Raw genomic sequence first — 17,167 nt, forward strand, 5'->3', positions numbered from 1 at the left:
CGAATTCGGGCGGTTAGTGCCTTGCCGATTTTAAACGGCTAACTCGCGTAAATTTCGCCTTTTCAGCGTCTTGATATTTCATTTTCGCTAAAATCGGGCTAATAAATTTAAAGAAAAATCACGCGAACTTTAAGCGTAACGGCAAGCGGCGAGGCGCTAAAAGATATGCCGTTTGCGGGTAAAATAAGCCTAAAGCCGCAGACTTGGGCGCGGGATTTGGTATTTTAGGAACCAGCAAGGAAAACGAGTGGAAAACTTAAAACAAGGAAATTTTAACCAAGAAAGCGGGCTTCACCGCACGTTAGAGGCGGGCGGCGCGTCAAATTTCGGTCGCTTAAATTTAACGCAGTCAAATTTAAACGCACAAGCGACCCATGCCGACGAAAGAGAGCGCGCAAAGGAGCAAAATTTCGAGCGCAAAAAAGTCCATTTCATCGGTATCGGCGGTATCGGCATCTCGGCGATCGCGCGTTTTTTGCACGAAAAGGGCTTCATAATCAGCGGTAGCGACATCAAAGAAAGCCCGACCACGCGCGAGCTAGCTGCGCAGGGTATCGACGTCATCACGCCGCATAGTAAGGCCGCGATCAAGGATCAGGACTTTGTCATTTACTCTGCCGCGATAAAGCCCGATAACATCGAGCTTGTCGAAGCGCGCAGCAAAGGATTGCACTGCCTATCGCGCAAAGAGGCGCTACCGATGGTACTAGAGGGCAAGCGCGTGTTTTCGGTAGCGGGCGCGCACGGCAAAAGCACGACCTCGGCGATGCTCTCTAGCCTCGTGGAGGGCTCGGTCATCATCGGCGCGATAGCTAAGCAGTTTGGCTCAAATATGAAATACGAGCCCTGCGACAACGTTATTTTCGAGGCCGACGAGAGCGATAGTAGTTTTCTCAACTCAAACCCGTATCTAGCCGTCGTGACCAACGCCGAGCCCGAGCACATGGAGCACTACGGCTATGATTTAGAGAAATTTCACGCGGCGTATCGCGGATTTTTAGAGCGAGCCAAGGTGCGCGTGATAAACGCCGAGGACGAGTTTTTGGGCACGCTAAAGCTCGACGCCGTACGCCTTTATCCGAGCACCGATATCACCGAGCTTAGCATGATCGTGCGCGATTTCGTGCCTTATACCGCGTTTAATCTAAAAAATCTAGGCAAATTTGAAGTGCTGGGCATGGGCGAGCATATCGCCGTGGACGCCTCTCTTGCGATCTTGGCCGCGCTAAATGAAACGTCTCTCGCGCAAATTAGGCAAAATTTGCTAAATTTTAAAGGCATCAAAAAGCGCTTTGATATCCTAACCGCAAGCCGAAAATTCGTACTCATCGACGACTATGCGCACCATCCGACCGAGATCAAGGCCACTTTGCAATCGGTCTTTGAATACGCTAAGTTGTTAGGTATCACCAAGATCACGGCGATCTTTCAGCCGCACAGATTTACGCGTCTGAGCGCAAATTTACAGGCCTTTAAGGAGTGCTTCGAGGGCATAGACGAGCTTGTTATCTTGCCTGTTTACGCAGCGGGCGAGGCGTCCATAGATATAAATTTAAAAGAGGAGTTTAAGCGCTACAACCCAGTGATGACGCAAAAAGTCGCGCGCGAGGGCGAGGGGATCGTCTTTACGGACGAATTTGGCGTGAAAAATTTGCTTGATGACGGCTTGGTGATCGGCTTTGGTGCCGGCGACATCACATATCAGCTGCGAGGCGACGTATGAGGGTCATAATCGTACTTTTAGGCGTGCTTGCCGCGATCGCGATATTTAGCGTGAGCGACGAGAAGCTAAGTAAAAAGGCGAAATTTATCATCACTTTTTCGGTTATTTTTGTCGCGGCGGCGCTGTACTTTTACGAGACCAGGCTAGAAAGCGAGCAGGGCAAAAGGCTGGAGCTAGTCGCGCTTTTTAATCAAGGCAAAACCCTAAAATGCGGAAATTTCGACGTTAATAACACTAAATTTAACTATGAGTTCGGCACATCCTCTTTCATCGCAAAACGCGCGGCAAAGGAGCTAAACAGCGTCAAGATCGCGCTTGATGGTTGCGAATTTAAAGGCAAATAATTGCGAAATTTTAAAGATAATCAAAATTTGACCCGAGGCGGCGTTTTGCAGGCAAACGGGCGAGAAAATAACGTCTATCGCGAGCAAAGGAATGGCGATATTTCAGACGCCGCGGCGCACCGAGAGCAAAAAGAATTTACAAACGCGGAAGGCTTTGAGCGGCTTATAAAAATTTTAGACCTGCAAGGCTATATGGAGCGGTTTAACTCCTTTCTAGCGCGCCCAAAGCCGCTTTTTATGGCGGGTGACAGCAGGTTGCATTATGAAAAAATTTTAGAACTCTCGCAAAAGCAGTTTGATCCGCCCGCACCGGCTCAAAACCTAGACGACGCGCTTATGCGCCTGAGCAAACAAGCCACGCTGCACGTGAGCGAGATTTTTGAGTTTGCTAAGATAATCGGCTACTTTACCTATCTAAAAACGCTCAAATTTGAAGGCAAACTAGGCGAGTGGCTCGCTAAAATCGAGATCCCGCAGCCGATGTTAAAGCTCGCAAACTCATTTGACAAAAACGGTGAGCTAAAAGACGAAGTGGACGAGCGCCTGAGTGGTATCAGAGACGCTTTTAGCGCCAAAAGAGCGCAAATAGACGCCGATCTGCGCCGTCTCATCTACTCAAAAAGCGTCGCGCCCTACCTCGTCGATACGCAGGTGCACTACATCAGCTCCGTCGAGGCGCTGCTCGTGCGTGGCGGGTTTAACCACGTGCTAAAGGGCACGGTCGTGGCTAGAAGCTCGGGCGGATACTTCTACGTCGCGCCCGAAAACATCCAAAAACTCAAAAAAGAGCAAAGCGAGCTGCTGGATAAAAAAGAGGAAATCGTCTATGAGCACTGCAAAATTTTTAGCTCCGCGATGCACAAGGCCTTGCCGTTTTTAAAATTTATAAACGGCGCGTTTGACGTATTTGACGCCTACTGTGCGCGGGTTTTTACGGCTAAAAGTGCAGATTTTGAGTTCGTGCTACCAAGCGGCGGGTCAAATTTAAAGCTGGCAAATTTCGCCCACCCAGCGCTAAAAAATCCAAAAAGCATCAGCATCGACTTTAGCAAAAAGGTGCTGCTGATAACCGGCGTAAATGCAGGCGGTAAATCGATGCTTTTAAAATCGCTGATAGCCGCAGCCTTTCTAGCTAAATACCTACTGCCGATGCGCATAAACGCGCAAAATTCGCAGATCGGAAATTTCAAAGAATTTGACGCTATCATCGAAGATCCGCAAAACGTGAAAAACGACATCTCGACTTTTGCCGGCCGTATGGTGCATTTTTCTAAGCTTTTTACGAAGAAAAATCTGCTCATCGGAGTCGATGAGATCGAGCTGGGAACGGACTTTGAGGAGGCGGCGAGCCTGTATGGCGTGATGATCGAGCGGCTGATGAGTCAGGATATCAAAATGATCATCACCACCCACCACAAGCGCCTTGCTATGCTGCTAGCTAAAAACCCCGACGTTGAGCTGGTCGCCGCGCTATACGACGAGGAAAACTCGCGGCCTAAATTTGAGTTTTTAAAGGGTACGATCGGCAAGTCCTATGCCTTTGAGACTGCGGCTAGATACGGCATCGCGGCAAATTTGGTCGCGCAGGCGAAAAAAATCTACGGCGAGGACAAAGAAAATCTAAACGAAATCATCACAAAGACGTTAAATTTAGAGGTGCAGCTCAAAGAAAAGCTCGAAAGCGCCGAGAAAAAAGAGCAAAAGCTAGACTCGCTAATCGAAAATTTAAAAGAACAAAAAGAGAGGGCCGAGGCCGAGCAGCACGAGGTTATAATCCGGCTAGAGCGGGAATATTTTAAGGCGATAAACGAGGCTAGACGTGCGATAAATTTAGATGACACAAAAGAAAAACAGCGCGCCCTAAACCGCGCAAACGAGGCCAAACGCGCCGTGCAAAAGCCAGAAATCTCCGCTCCGCCCGAGCTAAAAGTTGGCGACCGCGTCAAATACGGCAAGATAAAGGGCGTCGTCGCAAGCCTAAGTAAAAACGACGCCGTGATACAAACCGACAACGTGAGCATGCGCGTGCCGATAAATCAGCTAAAAATCAGCGGCGAAACGCCGGCGCCCGCGAAAAAATCGGGCATAAATCTAAGCGTGCAAAAGCCGCAAAACGCCAGCGTCACGCTCGATCTACACGGTCTGCGCGCGGACGAGGCGGTGCAAAAGCTGGATAAATTTATCTCAGATAGTCTGGTGATGGGCTTTGACGAGGTGCAGGTGTATCACGGCATCGGCACGGGCAAGCTCGCCTACGCGGTCAAAAATTTCTTGCGCGAACATCCGAGCGTGAAGGAGTTTTTCGACGCGCCGGCGGGGCAGGGGGGATTTGGAGCGCAGATAGTAAGGCTTTAATTTGCCTTGCTGCGGCTTGTCTTTTTTCTTTATACTTCGTTGGAAACTCGGTCGGCTTCGGTCACGGACGACTAGTCCGCTCCCTTGCCTCCGTCGTTTTCCGCCTCGTCTAAAGAAAAAATACTTCGCCTTATCGTCTTATGTTCAAATTTTACCCACCGAGACCCGCACCGCGAAAATGCTAAATATTAAACTTGCGACGCGATAGCGTCAAATCTAAATCTGCGCATAGCGCAGCAACTTCTCACGTCGGGGGAAGGGAGCTCTTTTGCTTCAGCTACGCTTCGCAACTGCAAAGCAGAGCGTAATTTAAGCCCCTTCCCCCTTAACAAGAAAGATTAATTTTAATGCACAACGCTAAATTTAACCAAACCAAATTTGACGCCTTAAAGGTGCGGGTCTCGGTGAGTAAATTTTCCAAATTCTAAATTTAAATTTGCGTGTTTTGTTCAAATTTAACGACCTCAAAATCTCTCAAATTTAGGTAAAATCCAAAATACAAAAATGAAAAAGGACGAAAATGAACGCGTTTTTGCAGGGATTGCTGCTGGGTTTTAGCGCGGCTGTACCGCTAGGGCCCGTAAACGTGATGATAATGAGTGCTGCGGTAAGGTCGTTTTGGTCGGCGTTTGCCATCGGGCTTGGCGCCATGAGCGCGGACGCGGCGTATCTGCTGCTTTTGGCGTTTGGCGTGCTTGAGTATTTGCAGGGCGAAACGGTAGAAAAAATCATCGGGATTTTTGGATTTTGTTATCTAGTCTACATCTCCTACGCCATATTTAAAAACGCAAACAAACCTATAACGGCGGACACGCTAGACGCCGAGGCCAAATTTGGCAAAAACTACGCAAAAGGCCTTTTCGTCACGCTTGCAAACCCGTACACCGTCGGATTTTGGCTAAGCGTGGCCGGCTTTGCTAAAAGTTTTGAAAACGCGGGCGCGGTCGTGGCGGGGCTAGTAGCGGCGATATTTATCTGGATCGTTTCTATGCCGTTTGCTGTGCATAAAAGCGCCAAATTTATCTCGCAAAACATCGCAAAATGGCTAAACTACGTATGTGCGGTCATTTTGCTGGGGTTTGCTTTCTTTTTACTTTATAAACTATTTTTATAAAATTTAGCTTTTATAATTAACTTAAGTAAATAATGATAAAATGAGAGTAATTTTTTTAAAGAAGTTTAATGCAAAATTTAGATTTTAAAAAATCGATGACGCAGTTTATCGTCCTGCCGATCGCCGTACTCGTGATCTGCTCGTGTCTGGCTATGGGTTTTATATTTTATAAAAAACTACAAGACTCCTCCAACTATATCTCAAACGTCGATATACAGAGTAAGGTAGAGTCTTATATGAACATATTGCAAATGATTTATAAAGACGTGGCAAAGCGCGATGTAGAGGAGTTTCAAAGGTATAGCGAATTAGCAAAGTCTATCCCGTCGTGGATGGTGAAGCAAACAGGCGAAAAAAACGAGCTCATCATCCTGGCTAGCTCGCAACAACCAAGCTTAATCGGGGAAAATTTACCCTATAAATTTTGCGGTATGGACGCCAATGCGCATGCAGAGTTGGCTCGCAACGGAGCCTATAAAAGTATAAAACTAATCCCAGACAATAAAGCCGAGATCTGCTATTTTAAAAATATAGACGGCGCAATAATAGGCTACAATATGGTTCAAGGCGTTAAAATTTCCGGTTTTGACGATCCGCTTTTTGCGCAGTGGTTTGTCGTGAATATGAAAAATACATTTATCGTAACGAGCGTAATGGTGCTTATTTGTATTTTTCAATATTTGCTTTTTTATAGAAGTATAAGAAATAATCAAGTCTCCCTAATGAAAACTAATGCCAAGCTCGTAGCCAATAATGCCGAGATGCAAAAGCGGCTTTATAGAGATTCTCTTACGGGTTTGCCTAATAAAACAGCTCTGGAGCGTGATCTGGAGGCGATGAAAAGCCCTAAAATCATCATTGTGGATATCGACGAATTTAGAAAAATGAATAACTACTTCGGCACTGCAGTTTGCGACAGAATTTTAGTACGAATGACGCAAATTTCGCAAAAATTCGCAGATGATAATAATATGACGGTTTACCGAGTGGGGCCGGATCAGTTTGCGTTTATCGAGGATGCGGCGTTTTTTATCGATAGGTATGAGGATTTAGCTACCGAGCTTTTGGATAATATCAAAGGTCTAGTCGTCGATATCACCGCACTTGACGGCGAGCAAAGCGAGATAGAGATACACTGCACGGTGGGCTTTGCGCTTGATGAGACCGATACGTTTAAAAAGGCGATGGTGGCGCTTGAGTTTGCTAAACAAAGCGGAAAGGACTATTTTTGCTACTTTAAAAACATCGACGATACGCCGCAATACGCCGAGCAAATCACTCGCTCAAATATGATACGAAACGCTATCATAAACGATAGGATCGTGCCGTTTTATCAACCGATATTTAATAAAGAAAAGCAAATCGTAAAGCACGAAACTCTAATCCGCATCCAAAACAGTAACGAAATCATCTCTCCAAGCGTCTTTTTGGAGGTTTCAAAGCGCATCAAACGCTATACCGATATCGAAAAAATGTTGATCGAAAAAAGCTTTAAACTAATCGCCGATAGGCCCGACGCCGTAATCTCTGTAAATTTATCCGGGCGCGATATGACCGACGGCGACGTAAGCGTGTTTATCATCGAAAAATTAAATAAATACAAAGTTGCCGGACGCGTGATATTTGAAATACTAGAGGATGAAAACGTCGAAAATATCGAGCGTATAGGAACATTTATCGAGCGCGTGCGCAGGATGGGCGTCAAGATCGCTATAGACGACTTTGGCTCTGGCTATAGTAACTTCTCTTACATCCTGAAACTAAAGCCCGACTGCATAAAAATCGACGGCTCCATCATAAAAAATATCGACACGAGCGAGGACTCTCGCGCTATAGCAGGCGCGATCATCGCCTTTGCTAAAAAGCTTGATATCACGGTAATAGCCGAATTTGTCCGCTCAAAAGAGGTGTTTGATGCATGCGTAGAGCTTGGCGTGGACGAGTTTCAGGGTTTTTATCTGGGCGAGCCTAGAGATAGCCTTTATGAGGATTAAAATTTAACTGCGACGCTATTTTGCTGGAGGCTTTAATCTTTTGCCGTCTTGTAAATTAGCCTTGATTTTTTTGATGAATTATCGCCGATTTTTACATCATTTTAACTTTTAATAAAAACAATAATGCCTCTTGCGGAAATTTTAAAGCGGACCGGTTTTTGTAAACAAACTACCAAGTAAAGCTTTATAAAATTAAATCTCGTTGAGATAGTTGCCGAATTTACGCGCTTTAGGGCCTGGTTCATTAAGTTTTGTAATTATTTATGGATCAATTGCCTTCTTGTGTTTGTACTAAGTTTGGTTTAGACTTTTGTTTTTGCGACAACGGCGTCAAATTTGACTTTAATTTTTATTGGGTTTTGGCGCTTCCTGTTTGATTGCGAAAAAAGCATCATATCGCGCAAGGATAAGATTTGTCCATGCGCCCAAAAATAAGTATAATTGGTTTTTGTAGTTTGGCTCGCGAGCTTTGTATGGTTTAAATTTTATCAAGATTGATCGCCGAGTATTGTGATTATAAACTATCAAATTTCAAGATATTTTTTACAGAAATAAAAAAGCTAAATTTAGCGGCCTGCATCGTAAAGACGCAGGTTAATTCGACTTACAAATTTAGCTTAAATTTGCGCTTTGATTTTTTCGTAAAGCGATAAAATTTCGTCTTTTTTGATGATAAAGCTATTTTTATTTGCGATGAGGTGAGCGGAGCTGTGCATGATGGTCTCGGCGACTCTTAGCCCGTTTTGCTTCATCGTAGTGCCAGTTTCAACGACGTCCACGATTGCGTCGGCTAGCCCGACCAGCGGTGCTAACTCGATCGAGCCGTATAGTTTGATGATCTTTAGCGCGGTCGCCTTTGCGGCGAAATAGTTGCGCGAGATGTGCGGCATTTTGGTGGCGATCTTTAGCTCGGGAGCGTTTAAATTTAGCTCCTCGCCCTCTTTTATACCTACGCAGACGCGGCATTTGCCGATTTTTAGATCAAGTAGGCGCACGACGTCAGGACGGTGCTCTTCAAGTACGTCAAGACCCACCACGCCGATATCTGCAGCACCGTTTACGACGTAGGTCGGGATGTCTTGGTTGCGAACCATTAGAAATTTAAAATCGCCCTCGCTCATCAGTAGTTTTCTATCCTCAAACTCAAACGAGCTTTGAAAAATTTTCCTAAAAATCGCGAGAGTCTCGTCGGCGATGCGGCCTTTAGGTAGAGCAACCGTTAGCATAAGATGTCCTTTTTTTGTTCGATTAGTTTTTGCATCCCGCGAAAGACGAGTATGCGGTCGTAGATACTCGTGGCAAAAAAGCGCGATAAAAATTCGCCGTCGCCGCCCGTGAAGTAAATTTTTGAGCCGTTTGCCATGTTTTCTATGAGAAGCAGGATCGGTTTGATGATGCCGTAGCTCACCGCGTCGGTCGTTTTTTGCGGGAGTGCGTCGAGGTCGATCTGCGAATTTAGCGAGATTTTTAGCCTAGGCGAAATTGCCTCGTAGGTCTTTAAAATATGCGATATGCCGGGCATTATCGCGCCGCCAAGATGCATAGAATTCATCATCACGTCCATCGTTATGGCGCTGCCAGCGTCGATTATGAGGCCGTTTTTTACGGCATAACAGCTAGCCACGCGGTCGATACCAAGGCCTTTATAGATAGTATCTAGTTCAAAATAGGGCTCCAAATTTACGAATCTGGGCGAATTTTGCAACCTTTTGGTTACTTCGTCGTTTACGCTGATAAAATAAATCTTCTCATCGCTTCTAAAATATTTAAAATTTTCAATCCTGATTTTGGTGATTTTACCATTTTCAAAAAAGGTGGCGTTGGTATTGCCTACGTCACATAGAGTCATGTTTGTAGCCGTTTTCTTTCATTAAATTTACAGTTTTTGAGCAGATATCAGAGCTATAAAAAATAGCTTTTTTCTTAAAATTTACTCCTGTTTGCTCGGTGATTTTGCCGGCTATTTCGTTGATTGTTTCAAACTCTTTGCTTAAAAATCTAGCCTTTGCGCTGCGAAAAAACAAAAGCGTATAAAAGCCCTTCATATCAACGCCCGTGAGCGCGACAAGGGTCTTTTTTTTAGTAAATTTATCAAGCTCCATCCAGCTTAAATTTTTTAAGATAATCTTTTTGGCTTCCAGAACTTGATAAATTTCTTGTTTCGTCATTTAAGCTCTAAACTGTAATCGTCGTAGTAAAATTCTTTCGCGCCGGCGAAAATTTGGCTCTCGACCTCGTCTGAAAGCTCGTAAATTTTGGCATTGTCGAGCGCTAGATCTGTCTTGATGAGATATCCTGTTTTTTCCATTATATAAAGCGAGCCGTTATAGACGGTGGCGCTTGAAAAGATGGCGAATTTAAAATATACGTCTTTGATTTGTTTCAAATTTAAGTCGCTAAGCACGATTTTGCCGTCTTTTAGCAAGATATATATATATTCGCCGTTTATGACGATGTCTTTGATTTCGCCGTTATAATAAACCGTTTTTTCGGGATTTATCGAGACGATACGTTTTCCGGTGGCGGCTATCATCGTGTCGTTTACGACGTTGAGCGAGATAATATTGTTAAAAAACTGCTCGCTACTCACGACCACATCACGTAAAATTCGGCCTTGGTTTTTATCTGCGATCATGATCTTTCCGTCAAGCGTAGGAAATATAACGAGCGAGCTCATAAATAATGGCGCAGCGACGCGAGAGTCCTGGGCATAGACGTTTGAGCTTTCAAACTCGAGCAAAGTATCGTTTGTTGCAATGTCGATGAGATATATGACATTGCCCGCGCTTAAAAGGGCTAGTTTATTATCTTCTAGAGCGGCTGAAACGATTGCTTCATTGAAGCTTCTTTGAAATAAAATTTCGTTTGAGCTGTTTGCAACGATCAAATTTCCATCCAAATCGGAGCTGATAAATTTACCGTCGGCGGAATTTAACAAGGTTGCACCCTTTGGCAGCTTTATCTCGGGCGAGAGTAGGCCGTTTTTAGTTATCGCCATACCGTTTTTTAGTACCGCTCCGTTTATGCTCGCCGTCGCGATGCTAGCCGGTAGCCTGTTTTCTGAAATTTTTTCATTTTGCACGTCGGTCGGTTCGAAATACTGCCTTTTCGTGCTGCATCCGCCGAGTACCGCGACGCAGAGCGCAGCCGCTAAAATAGCTTGAAATTTTCTCATTTTGCATTTCCTTGATAGTGTTCTAAATTTTTGACGATGGATTGAAGCTGAGAATTTAAAGGAACCTTTTTAAATTCGTTTTTTGCTTCGTCGATTTTATTTTCTTTCATTAGCTCATACCCTCTAACAACGGCCTTGTATGAAGTCAAAATTTGGCCGCTAGGCTCGTTTATCTGGGATTTTACGATATCTTTTAAAAGCGGATCTATTTGCTCGTTTGCTAGCGATTTTAGCGCGTTTGTGTCGTTGTTATCAAGCGCTCTTTTAAACTCGTAAAGCGCGTAAAGCGAGGCGTCTTTTTGCTTTAGTTCGGCTTTTGCTTGCTCGTCTTTTGGATTAAGTATCAGTTTTGCATATGCGGCGTTTGCGGCTTTAAACTCTTTTTCTTTTAAAGCGCCGTTTATATAGTACCCCGCCGCGCCGATCACGCCTAAGGCGAGCGCGCCGATGATAATTTTTTTATATTTTTTAAAAAATCTTTCGCTTTTGATTATGTTTTCTAAAAATTGTTCTTGAGTATTTAACTCTTCCTTTATAGAATCAATATCATCTTTGATGGCCAAGTTTGTTCCTTAAATTTTAGTTTATTGAAAGTTCGTAATTGTAGCATAATAAATATAAAACAGCATAAAAATCAAGGCAAATTGTGTTATAATGCGGAAAATTTTAAAAATTTGACGAGGTTTTATGCAGATAGACGATACTTTATTAACCAAACTTGAAAAGCTTAGTTCGCTCAAAGTCGAGAGCGACAAGCGAAGGGAAATCGAAGGTCAACTCAGTGAAATTTTGAGCTTTGCGGGTATACTAGACGAGCTTGATTTAAGCGCTTCTAGGGCGGTAGTAAGCTCTAGAGAAGGCGGAACTCCGTTAAGAGAAGACGTAAGCGTGAGCTCTGACGTGATAGAAACTATACTTAAAAACGCTCCGATGAGTAGCGAACACTTCTTTGTCGTGCCGAAAATTATAGAATAAGGAAATTTTATATGGAGCAAATAAGGCAAGAAACTCAAAATGATAGTTTAGAGCCCAAGAAAATAGACGTAAGCTTGGAGACGTTATTAAAAACGGTCGTCCACAATAAGGCCAGCGACTTGCACCTTGTCGCAAGAAGCGAGCCGCAGATCAGAATAGACGGAACCTTGAGGCCACTTGAGCTCGGCGTGCTAAAGGGGCACGATATACAAGATATCTGCTATGCGCTCATAACCGACGTGCAAAAAAGTGATCTCGAGGAAAATAGAGAGCTTGACTTCGCAATAGAGCTTCCCGGCGTTGGACGTTTTAGGGGCAACTATTACTATACTATGAACGGCGATTTGGCTGCCGCATTTCGTATTATTCCGACAGATATTCCGTCTCTTGACGACCTTAGAGCGCCTGCTATTTTTAAAGAAGTGGTAAAGCGCGAAAAAGGGCTAATTTTGGTCACCGGACCTACGGGTAGCGGTAAATCGACGACGCTTGCCGCGATGCTAAACGAGATAAATTTAAACGAAAGAAAGCATATTATTACCGTAGAAGATCCTGTCGAGTTCGTACATACGAATAAAAAAGGTCTTTTTTCTCATAGAAACATAGGCGTGGATACCAAGTCTTATGCCAAGGCGCTCAAAAGCGCACTTCGTGAAGACCCTGATATTATTTTGGTGGGCGAGCTTCGAGATAGAGAAACGATATCTACGGCTATTACGGCAGCAGAGACTGGCCACTTGGTATTTGGCACGCTGCACACAAACTCGGCTATTCAGACTATCAACCGTATTATAGATAGTTTTGAGGGCGGCGAGCAGCTGCAGGTGCGAAATATGCTTTCGGTTTCGCTAACGGCGGTTATATCGCAAAGCCTGCTTCCTAAAATCGGTAGCGGACGGCTTGCTATACATGAGATATTGATAAATAATAACGCTATCGCAAACCTTATTCGAGAAAACAAGGTGCATCAAATTTACTCCCAAATGCAGCTAAACCAACAAGTAACCGGCATGATGACGCAAACGCAGTCCTTAATGAAAGCTATTAGAGCAAATCAAATCACGAAAGAAATGGCGATGAGATATTCAACCAATCAGCAAGAACTCGCACCATTGTTAGGTATGTAATGGATTTTGTTACTCTATTTGACGTAGTCGTCGTTTCATTGGTTTTGATACTGGGTATAAAAGGCGTGATAAGCGGACTGATAAAGGAAATATTTGGCCTCATTGGTCTAATCGGCGGTATCGTCGTGGCTAGTAGATTCGGTATTAGAGTCGGTCGTCTGATAAGCGATAATGTTTATAAAATAGAGGGCGATTCTATTTTATTTTTTGCTGGATTTTTAACGACGCTTATCGTATTCTGGATACTTTGCTTAGGTATCGGCGCATTTTTATCGAGATTAGTAGGGTTAAGCGGACTTGGATTTTTGGATAAAATGGGCGGATTTGTCATCGGAAGTGCTAAAATTTTCCTAGTTTTTGCGGTTTTGATAGTGACTATTTCAAATATTCAAGTTTTAAACAACAAAATAGAGCCGTATTTTAGGGGAAGTAAACTGTACCCGATTTTGCTGGATACCGGCAAATGGATAATGAATGTTAACGTAAAAGGCATATCAGGCGGCGTGGGAAATATCGAAACGCCGTTTGACGCCTCTATGCAGGAGCAAAGACCAAATTTAGAGATAAATTCGACGATTAAGGAGTACAAATAATGATTGAGAATTTAGAATACGACGCGCTTCTTGAGAAATTTAAAAAAATTTTGAGAGACAACGGGCTAAAATACACGCAACAGCGAGAAGTTCTACTAAAGACGCTCTACAACAACGACGAGCACTTCACTCCGGAGAGACTTTATTTTTTCATTAAAGAGACCTATCCTGACTTAAACGTCGGCATCGCGACCGTTTATAGGACGCTAAATTTACTCGAAGAAGCCGAGATGGTAACCTCCATCAGCTTTGGTTCGCAAGGTAAAAAATTCGAGCTCGCAACCAAACCTCACCACGATCATATGATATGCCGCAGATGCGGAACTATCATCGAATTTGAAGACGCAACCATAGAAAAAAGACAAGCAAATATCGCAAAAGAGCATGGCTTTAAGCTAACCGGACACATGATGCAGCTTTACGGAGTGTGCAAAGAGTGCAATGCCAAAGAGGCAAAGGGCGGCAAGTGATATTTGAAAATCAACTGGAGATCCAGAGGCTAGAGACTGCAAATGAGTTAAGAAGCGCGGGCGTAAATCCCTATCCGCACTTTTTGCGCCGCGATATGGATATAACTAAATTTAGACTTAAATTTAAACACATTATAGACACTGAAGAAAAGAGTGCCGAAGGTCAGCTAGTAAGCCTCGCCGGACGCGTAAAGCTCATCAGGGATGCTGGCAAGGCGATATTTGCCAACATTGAAGACGAGGACGGCAATCTTCAAATTTACTTTAGTAATAAGACGCTTGATCCTAATTGGTTTAAGGTCGTAAAGAAAAATATCGAAGTAGGCGACATAATATACGTGCGCGGATATGCCTTCGTCACGCGAACGGGCGAATTTTCTATGCACGTTAGCGAACTAACTTTAGCGTCAAAGGCCATTTCGCCGCTTCCAGAGAAATTTCACGGACTAACGGATATAGAGACTAGATATCGTCAGAGATACCTCGATATGATAATGAATCCAGAGGTCAGAGCTGATTTTAAGCGCCGCTCGGTTATCGTTAGCACGATTCGCAGATTTTTCGAGGATAAGGGCTTTTTGGAGGTCGAGACTCCGATGATGCACCCTATCCCTGGCGGAGCGAACGCTAAGCCTTTCGTTACGTTTCATAACGCACTTGGCGTGGAGAGATTTTTACGCATCGCGCCTGAGCTTTATCTAAAGCGGCTCATAGTGGGCGGTTTTGATGCCGTTTACGAGATGAATAGAAATTTCCGCAACGAGGGTATGGACTTAACGCACAATCCAGAATTTACCAGCATTGAGTTCTACTGGGCGTGGCATACTTATCACGATTTGATGGGGCTAACCGAGGAGCTATTTAACGTGCTTCTTGATAAACTAGATATGCCTAAAATCATCGAATTTGACGGTATGCAGATCGATTTTAGCAAGCCGTTTAAACGCATAAGCTACAAAAAAGCACTCGTAGAAATCGGCGGTCTAGACGAGGCGATCATCGGCGATAAGGATAAAATTTTAGCTAAGCTCAAGGCGGACGGCTTTGAGGCAAACGCAAAGCTTGATTTAGGGCATTTGCAAGCCGAGCTTTTTGATAACTATGTAGAAAGCAAGCTAACCGATCCGACGTTTATCATAGACTATCCGATTTCGATCAGCCCGCTTTCTCGCAGAAGTGATGCAGATCCTAATATCGCGGAGAGATTTGAGCTGTTTATCGCAGGGCGCGAGCTAGCAAATGGCTTTAACGAGTTAAACGATCCGATTGATCAATACGGCCGCTTCGCTTCACAAATCGAAGCTAAAAATGCAGGAGACGATGAAGCTCACGAGATGGACGAGGACTATGTGAGGGCTCTTGGCTACGCGATGCCTCCGACTGCGGGGCAGGGCATCGGTATAGATAGGCTCGTGATGCTACTAACCAATAAAAAATCCATCCGCGACGTGGTACTTTTCCCGGCGATGAGACCGCAAAAAAACGAAACCAAGGAGAATTAATGAGTTTGCAAAGTTATGATAAAGAAATTTTTGATTTAGTAAATTTGGAATTAAAACGCCAATGCGACCATCTCGAGATGATCGCGAGTGAAAATTTTACCTATCCTGAAGTAATGGAAGTAATGGGCTCGATTCTAACCAATAAATACGCGGAAGGCTATCCAGGCAAACGCTACTACGGCGGCTGCGAATACGTCGATCAGATTGAGCAGCTAGCGATAGATCGCTGCAAAGAGCTTTTTGGTTGCGAATTTGCAAACGTACAGCCAAACTCAGGCTCGCAGGCAAACCAGGGTGTTTACGGCGCGCTTTTAAATCCGGGCGATAAAATTTTAGGCATGGATCTAAGCCATGGCGGACACCTAACTCACGGCGCAAAAGTAAGCAGCTCTGGTAAAATTTATCAGAGCTTTTTCTACGGCGTGGAGCTTGACGGACGCATAAACTACGATAAAGTAATGGAAATCGCGCAAATCGTAAAACCTAAGATGATCGTGTGTGGCGCAAGCGCATACACTCGCGAGATCGAATTTAAGAAGTTCCGCGAGATCGCCGATGCTGTGGGCGCTATACTATTTGCAGACGTAGCGCACATCGCGGGCCTAGTCGTGGCCGGCGAGCATCAGAGCCCGTTCCCGCACTGCGACGTGGTGAGCTCAACTACTCACAAGACGCTTCGCGGACCTCGAGGCGGTATCATCATGACAAATAACGAAGAGTACGCTAAAAAGATAAATTCGTCTATTTTCCCTGGCATTCAGGGCGGACCGCTCGTTCACGTTATCGCGGCAAAGGCGGTTGGCTTTAAACATAACCTTTCGCCTGAATGGAAAATTTACGCCAAGCAAGTCAAAGCAAATATCAAAAAACTAGCCGAAATTTTAGTAAAACGCGGCTTTGATCTAGTTAGCGGCGGTACGGATAATCACCTGGTTTTAATGAGCTTTTTAAATCGCGAATTTAGCGGTAAAGATGCCGATATAGCTCTTGGCAATGCGGGTATAACGGTAAATAAAAATACGGTTCCGGGAGAAACAAGAAGCCCGTTTGTTACAAGCGGTATCCGCATCGGAAGTCCGGCGCTTACGGCTCGCGGCATGAAAGAGGCGGAATTTGAGATCATCGCAAACAAAATCGCCGACGTGCTAAGCGATATCAATAACGCAGCGCTTCAAGAAAAAGTAAAAGCCGAACTAAAAGAGCTTGCGAGCAAATTTATCATCTATGATAAGGCGACTTATTAATGCAGAGTATAGACACCGCGCTAATTAAAATGAACACGAGCCACTACTGGATCAAGCGCGACAATATCGTAAGTAAGATTGAGTATAAAGGGCGGACGTTTTTCAACAAATTTGAGCTCATAAACGAGCCTCTAAGCTATCAGGTGATAAAAGATCACGACGAGGGTAAGATCACGGTCGCACACTCGCTGATACTGCCGGGCGATAAGGTAGAAAATATCGTCTTTGACTACAACGGTAGGATGCCTGAGCGCTTTTGGCACCGAGCTCAGCTTTTGCTCCGCGAGGAGGGATTTATAAATTTTACCGCCTACGAGAGCAAGACGCCGGGGCACTTGCACCTTTATATACACAAAGGGCACACGACGCTAAATGAGGGCTATCAGATAGCGAATAAACTATCTATGTTGCTTAGTTCGCGTTTGGTTAAAGAGTGGAGAGTGTTTCCGACGATGGAGTTACCGAAAGAATTTAATATCTTGACGTTGCCGTACAAAGTTTATCAAAAAGAGCGCGGCGCAAGCTGGTCAAAACATATGTAAGGAGTGAAA

The 17,167-nt window shown here is 44.4% G+C and carries 17 protein-coding genes; 12 read left to right on the forward strand and 5 right to left on the reverse strand.

The genetic code is table 11. The features are described 5' to 3' along the window. The first annotated feature begins 433 nt into the window (after positions 1-433). The 5 genes from murC to CSHOW_RS02670 all read left to right on the forward strand — a co-directional run bounded on the left by murC (position 434) and on the right by CSHOW_RS02670 (position 7,530). Positions 434-1,723, forward strand: coding sequence for a UDP-N-acetylmuramate--L-alanine ligase (murC, locus tag CSHOW_RS02650; RefSeq protein ID WP_039895214.1), 1,290 nt, complete (start codon positions 434-436; stop codon positions 1,721-1,723). After that, entirely contained in the window at positions 1,720-2,067 is a 348-nt protein-coding gene (locus CSHOW_RS02655) for a hypothetical protein (protein ID WP_002948215.1), read from the forward strand. Before murC ends, CSHOW_RS02655 begins: the two co-directional genes overlap by 4 nt. Before the next feature lie 192 nt (positions 2,068-2,259). Then, positions 2,260-4,422: an endonuclease MutS2 gene (locus CSHOW_RS02660; protein ID WP_050770751.1), complete on the forward strand. Its 2,163-nt coding sequence runs from the start codon at positions 2,260-2,262 to the stop codon at positions 4,420-4,422. Positions 4,423-4,942: 520 nt separating this feature from the next. Beyond that, entirely contained in the window at positions 4,943-5,536 is a 594-nt protein-coding gene (locus CSHOW_RS02665) for a LysE family transporter (RefSeq protein WP_002948217.1), read from the forward strand. 68 nt (positions 5,537-5,604) lie between these two features. Further along, positions 5,605-7,530, forward strand: a complete 1,926-nt coding sequence (locus CSHOW_RS02670; protein WP_002948218.1) for an EAL domain-containing protein — start codon at positions 5,605-5,607, stop codon at positions 7,528-7,530. A gap of 617 nt (positions 7,531-8,147) precedes the next feature. Here the strand turns inward: CSHOW_RS02670 and hisG are convergent. Genes hisG through CSHOW_RS02695 form a run of 5 tightly spaced genes read right to left on the reverse strand, consistent with a single transcriptional unit; the run spans position 8,148 to position 11,268 of the window. Continuing rightward, positions 8,148-8,756, reverse strand: a complete 609-nt coding sequence (hisG, locus tag CSHOW_RS02675) for an ATP phosphoribosyltransferase (protein WP_002948222.1) — start codon at positions 8,754-8,756, stop codon at positions 8,148-8,150. Continuing rightward, positions 8,750-9,379, reverse strand: coding sequence for a type III pantothenate kinase (locus tag CSHOW_RS02680; RefSeq protein ID WP_002948224.1), 630 nt, complete (start codon positions 9,377-9,379; stop codon positions 8,750-8,752). The genes hisG and CSHOW_RS02680 overlap by 7 nt, the downstream gene beginning before the upstream one ends. Beyond that, the gene (locus CSHOW_RS02685) at positions 9,366-9,698 is read right to left on the reverse strand and encodes a hypothetical protein (protein WP_002948225.1); all 333 of its coding nucleotides are present in this window, start codon (positions 9,696-9,698) and stop codon (positions 9,366-9,368) included. Before CSHOW_RS02685 ends, CSHOW_RS02680 begins: the two co-directional genes overlap by 14 nt. Beyond that, a complete protein-coding gene (locus tag CSHOW_RS02690) occupies positions 9,695-10,705 on the reverse strand; it encodes a PQQ-binding-like beta-propeller repeat protein (RefSeq protein WP_002948227.1) in 1,011 nt (336 codons plus the stop codon). The genes CSHOW_RS02685 and CSHOW_RS02690 overlap by 4 nt, the downstream gene beginning before the upstream one ends. Continuing rightward, positions 10,702-11,268 (reverse strand): hypothetical protein, encoded by a 567-nt coding sequence (locus CSHOW_RS02695; protein WP_002948229.1) that lies wholly within the window; start codon positions 11,266-11,268, stop codon positions 10,702-10,704. Before CSHOW_RS02695 ends, CSHOW_RS02690 begins: the two co-directional genes overlap by 4 nt. 124 nt (positions 11,269-11,392) lie before the next feature. Here CSHOW_RS02695 and gatC point away from each other — a divergent pair, with 124 nt between their 5' ends. From gatC to CSHOW_RS02730, 7 genes are read left to right on the forward strand one after another with little or no spacing between them, the layout of a single operon-like run. Continuing rightward, complete coding sequence (gatC, locus tag CSHOW_RS02700; RefSeq protein WP_002948231.1) at positions 11,393-11,680, forward strand: Asp-tRNA(Asn)/Glu-tRNA(Gln) amidotransferase subunit GatC; 288 nt, start codon at positions 11,393-11,395, stop codon at positions 11,678-11,680. A gap of 11 nt (positions 11,681-11,691) precedes the next feature. Further along, positions 11,692-12,807, forward strand: a complete 1,116-nt coding sequence (locus CSHOW_RS02705) for a type IV pilus twitching motility protein PilT (RefSeq protein WP_002948233.1) — start codon at positions 11,692-11,694, stop codon at positions 12,805-12,807. Continuing rightward, positions 12,807-13,400: a CvpA family protein gene (locus CSHOW_RS02710; protein ID WP_002948235.1), complete on the forward strand. Its 594-nt coding sequence runs from the start codon at positions 12,807-12,809 to the stop codon at positions 13,398-13,400. The genes CSHOW_RS02705 and CSHOW_RS02710 overlap by 1 nt, the downstream gene beginning before the upstream one ends. After that, positions 13,397-13,870, forward strand: a complete 474-nt coding sequence (locus CSHOW_RS02715; protein WP_171992834.1) for a Fur family transcriptional regulator — start codon at positions 13,397-13,399, stop codon at positions 13,868-13,870. Before CSHOW_RS02710 ends, CSHOW_RS02715 begins: the two co-directional genes overlap by 4 nt. Then, positions 13,870-15,372, forward strand: coding sequence for a lysine--tRNA ligase (lysS, locus tag CSHOW_RS02720; RefSeq protein ID WP_232502002.1), 1,503 nt, complete (start codon positions 13,870-13,872; stop codon positions 15,370-15,372). Before CSHOW_RS02715 ends, lysS begins: the two co-directional genes overlap by 1 nt. Then, on the forward strand, positions 15,372-16,616 hold the full coding sequence (locus CSHOW_RS02725) for a serine hydroxymethyltransferase (protein WP_002948241.1): 1,245 nt from the start codon (positions 15,372-15,374) through the stop codon (positions 16,614-16,616). Before lysS ends, CSHOW_RS02725 begins: the two co-directional genes overlap by 1 nt. Beyond that, positions 16,616-17,158, forward strand: coding sequence for a DUF1882 domain-containing protein (locus tag CSHOW_RS02730; protein WP_002948243.1), 543 nt, complete (start codon positions 16,616-16,618; stop codon positions 17,156-17,158). Before CSHOW_RS02725 ends, CSHOW_RS02730 begins: the two co-directional genes overlap by 1 nt. Positions 17,159-17,167: the final 9 nt, after the last annotated feature.

Origin of the sequence: Campylobacter showae, assembly GCF_004803815.1 — a bacterium.
In the GTDB taxonomy this organism is placed as follows: Bacteria; Campylobacterota; Campylobacteria; order Campylobacterales; family Campylobacteraceae; genus Campylobacter_A; species Campylobacter_A showae.

What these genes read in the sequence shown, in the direction of transcription:
- CSHOW_RS02705 (WP_002948233.1), top strand. Translation starts at nt 11,692, where the DNA reads ATGGAGCAAATAAGGCAAGAAACTCAAAATGATAGTTTAGAGCCCAAG.
- CSHOW_RS02670 (WP_002948218.1), top strand. Translation starts at nt 5,605, where the DNA reads ATGCAAAATTTAGATTTTAAAAAATCGATGACGCAGTTTATCGTCCTG.
- CSHOW_RS02655 (WP_002948215.1), top strand. Translation starts at nt 1,720, where the DNA reads ATGAGGGTCATAATCGTACTTTTAGGCGTGCTTGCCGCGATCGCGATA.
- CSHOW_RS02690 (WP_002948227.1), bottom strand. Translation starts at nt 10,705, where the DNA reads ATGAGAAAATTTCAAGCTATTTTAGCGGCTGCGCTCTGCGTCGCGGTA.
- CSHOW_RS02730 (WP_002948243.1), top strand. Translation starts at nt 16,616, where the DNA reads ATGCAGAGTATAGACACCGCGCTAATTAAAATGAACACGAGCCACTAC.
- CSHOW_RS02680 (WP_002948224.1), bottom strand. Translation starts at nt 9,379, where the DNA reads ATGACTCTATGTGACGTAGGCAATACCAACGCCACCTTTTTTGAAAAT.
- CSHOW_RS02665 (WP_002948217.1), top strand. Translation starts at nt 4,943, where the DNA reads ATGAACGCGTTTTTGCAGGGATTGCTGCTGGGTTTTAGCGCGGCTGTA.
- CSHOW_RS02685 (WP_002948225.1), bottom strand. Translation starts at nt 9,698, where the DNA reads ATGACGAAACAAGAAATTTATCAAGTTCTGGAAGCCAAAAAGATTATC.
- hisG (WP_002948222.1), bottom strand. Translation starts at nt 8,756, where the DNA reads ATGCTAACGGTTGCTCTACCTAAAGGCCGCATCGCCGACGAGACTCTC.
- gatC (WP_002948231.1), top strand. Translation starts at nt 11,393, where the DNA reads ATGCAGATAGACGATACTTTATTAACCAAACTTGAAAAGCTTAGTTCG.
- CSHOW_RS02660 (WP_050770751.1), top strand. Translation starts at nt 2,260, where the DNA reads ATGGAGCGGTTTAACTCCTTTCTAGCGCGCCCAAAGCCGCTTTTTATG.
- CSHOW_RS02725 (WP_002948241.1), top strand. Translation starts at nt 15,372, where the DNA reads ATGAGTTTGCAAAGTTATGATAAAGAAATTTTTGATTTAGTAAATTTG.
- CSHOW_RS02710 (WP_002948235.1), top strand. Translation starts at nt 12,807, where the DNA reads ATGGATTTTGTTACTCTATTTGACGTAGTCGTCGTTTCATTGGTTTTG.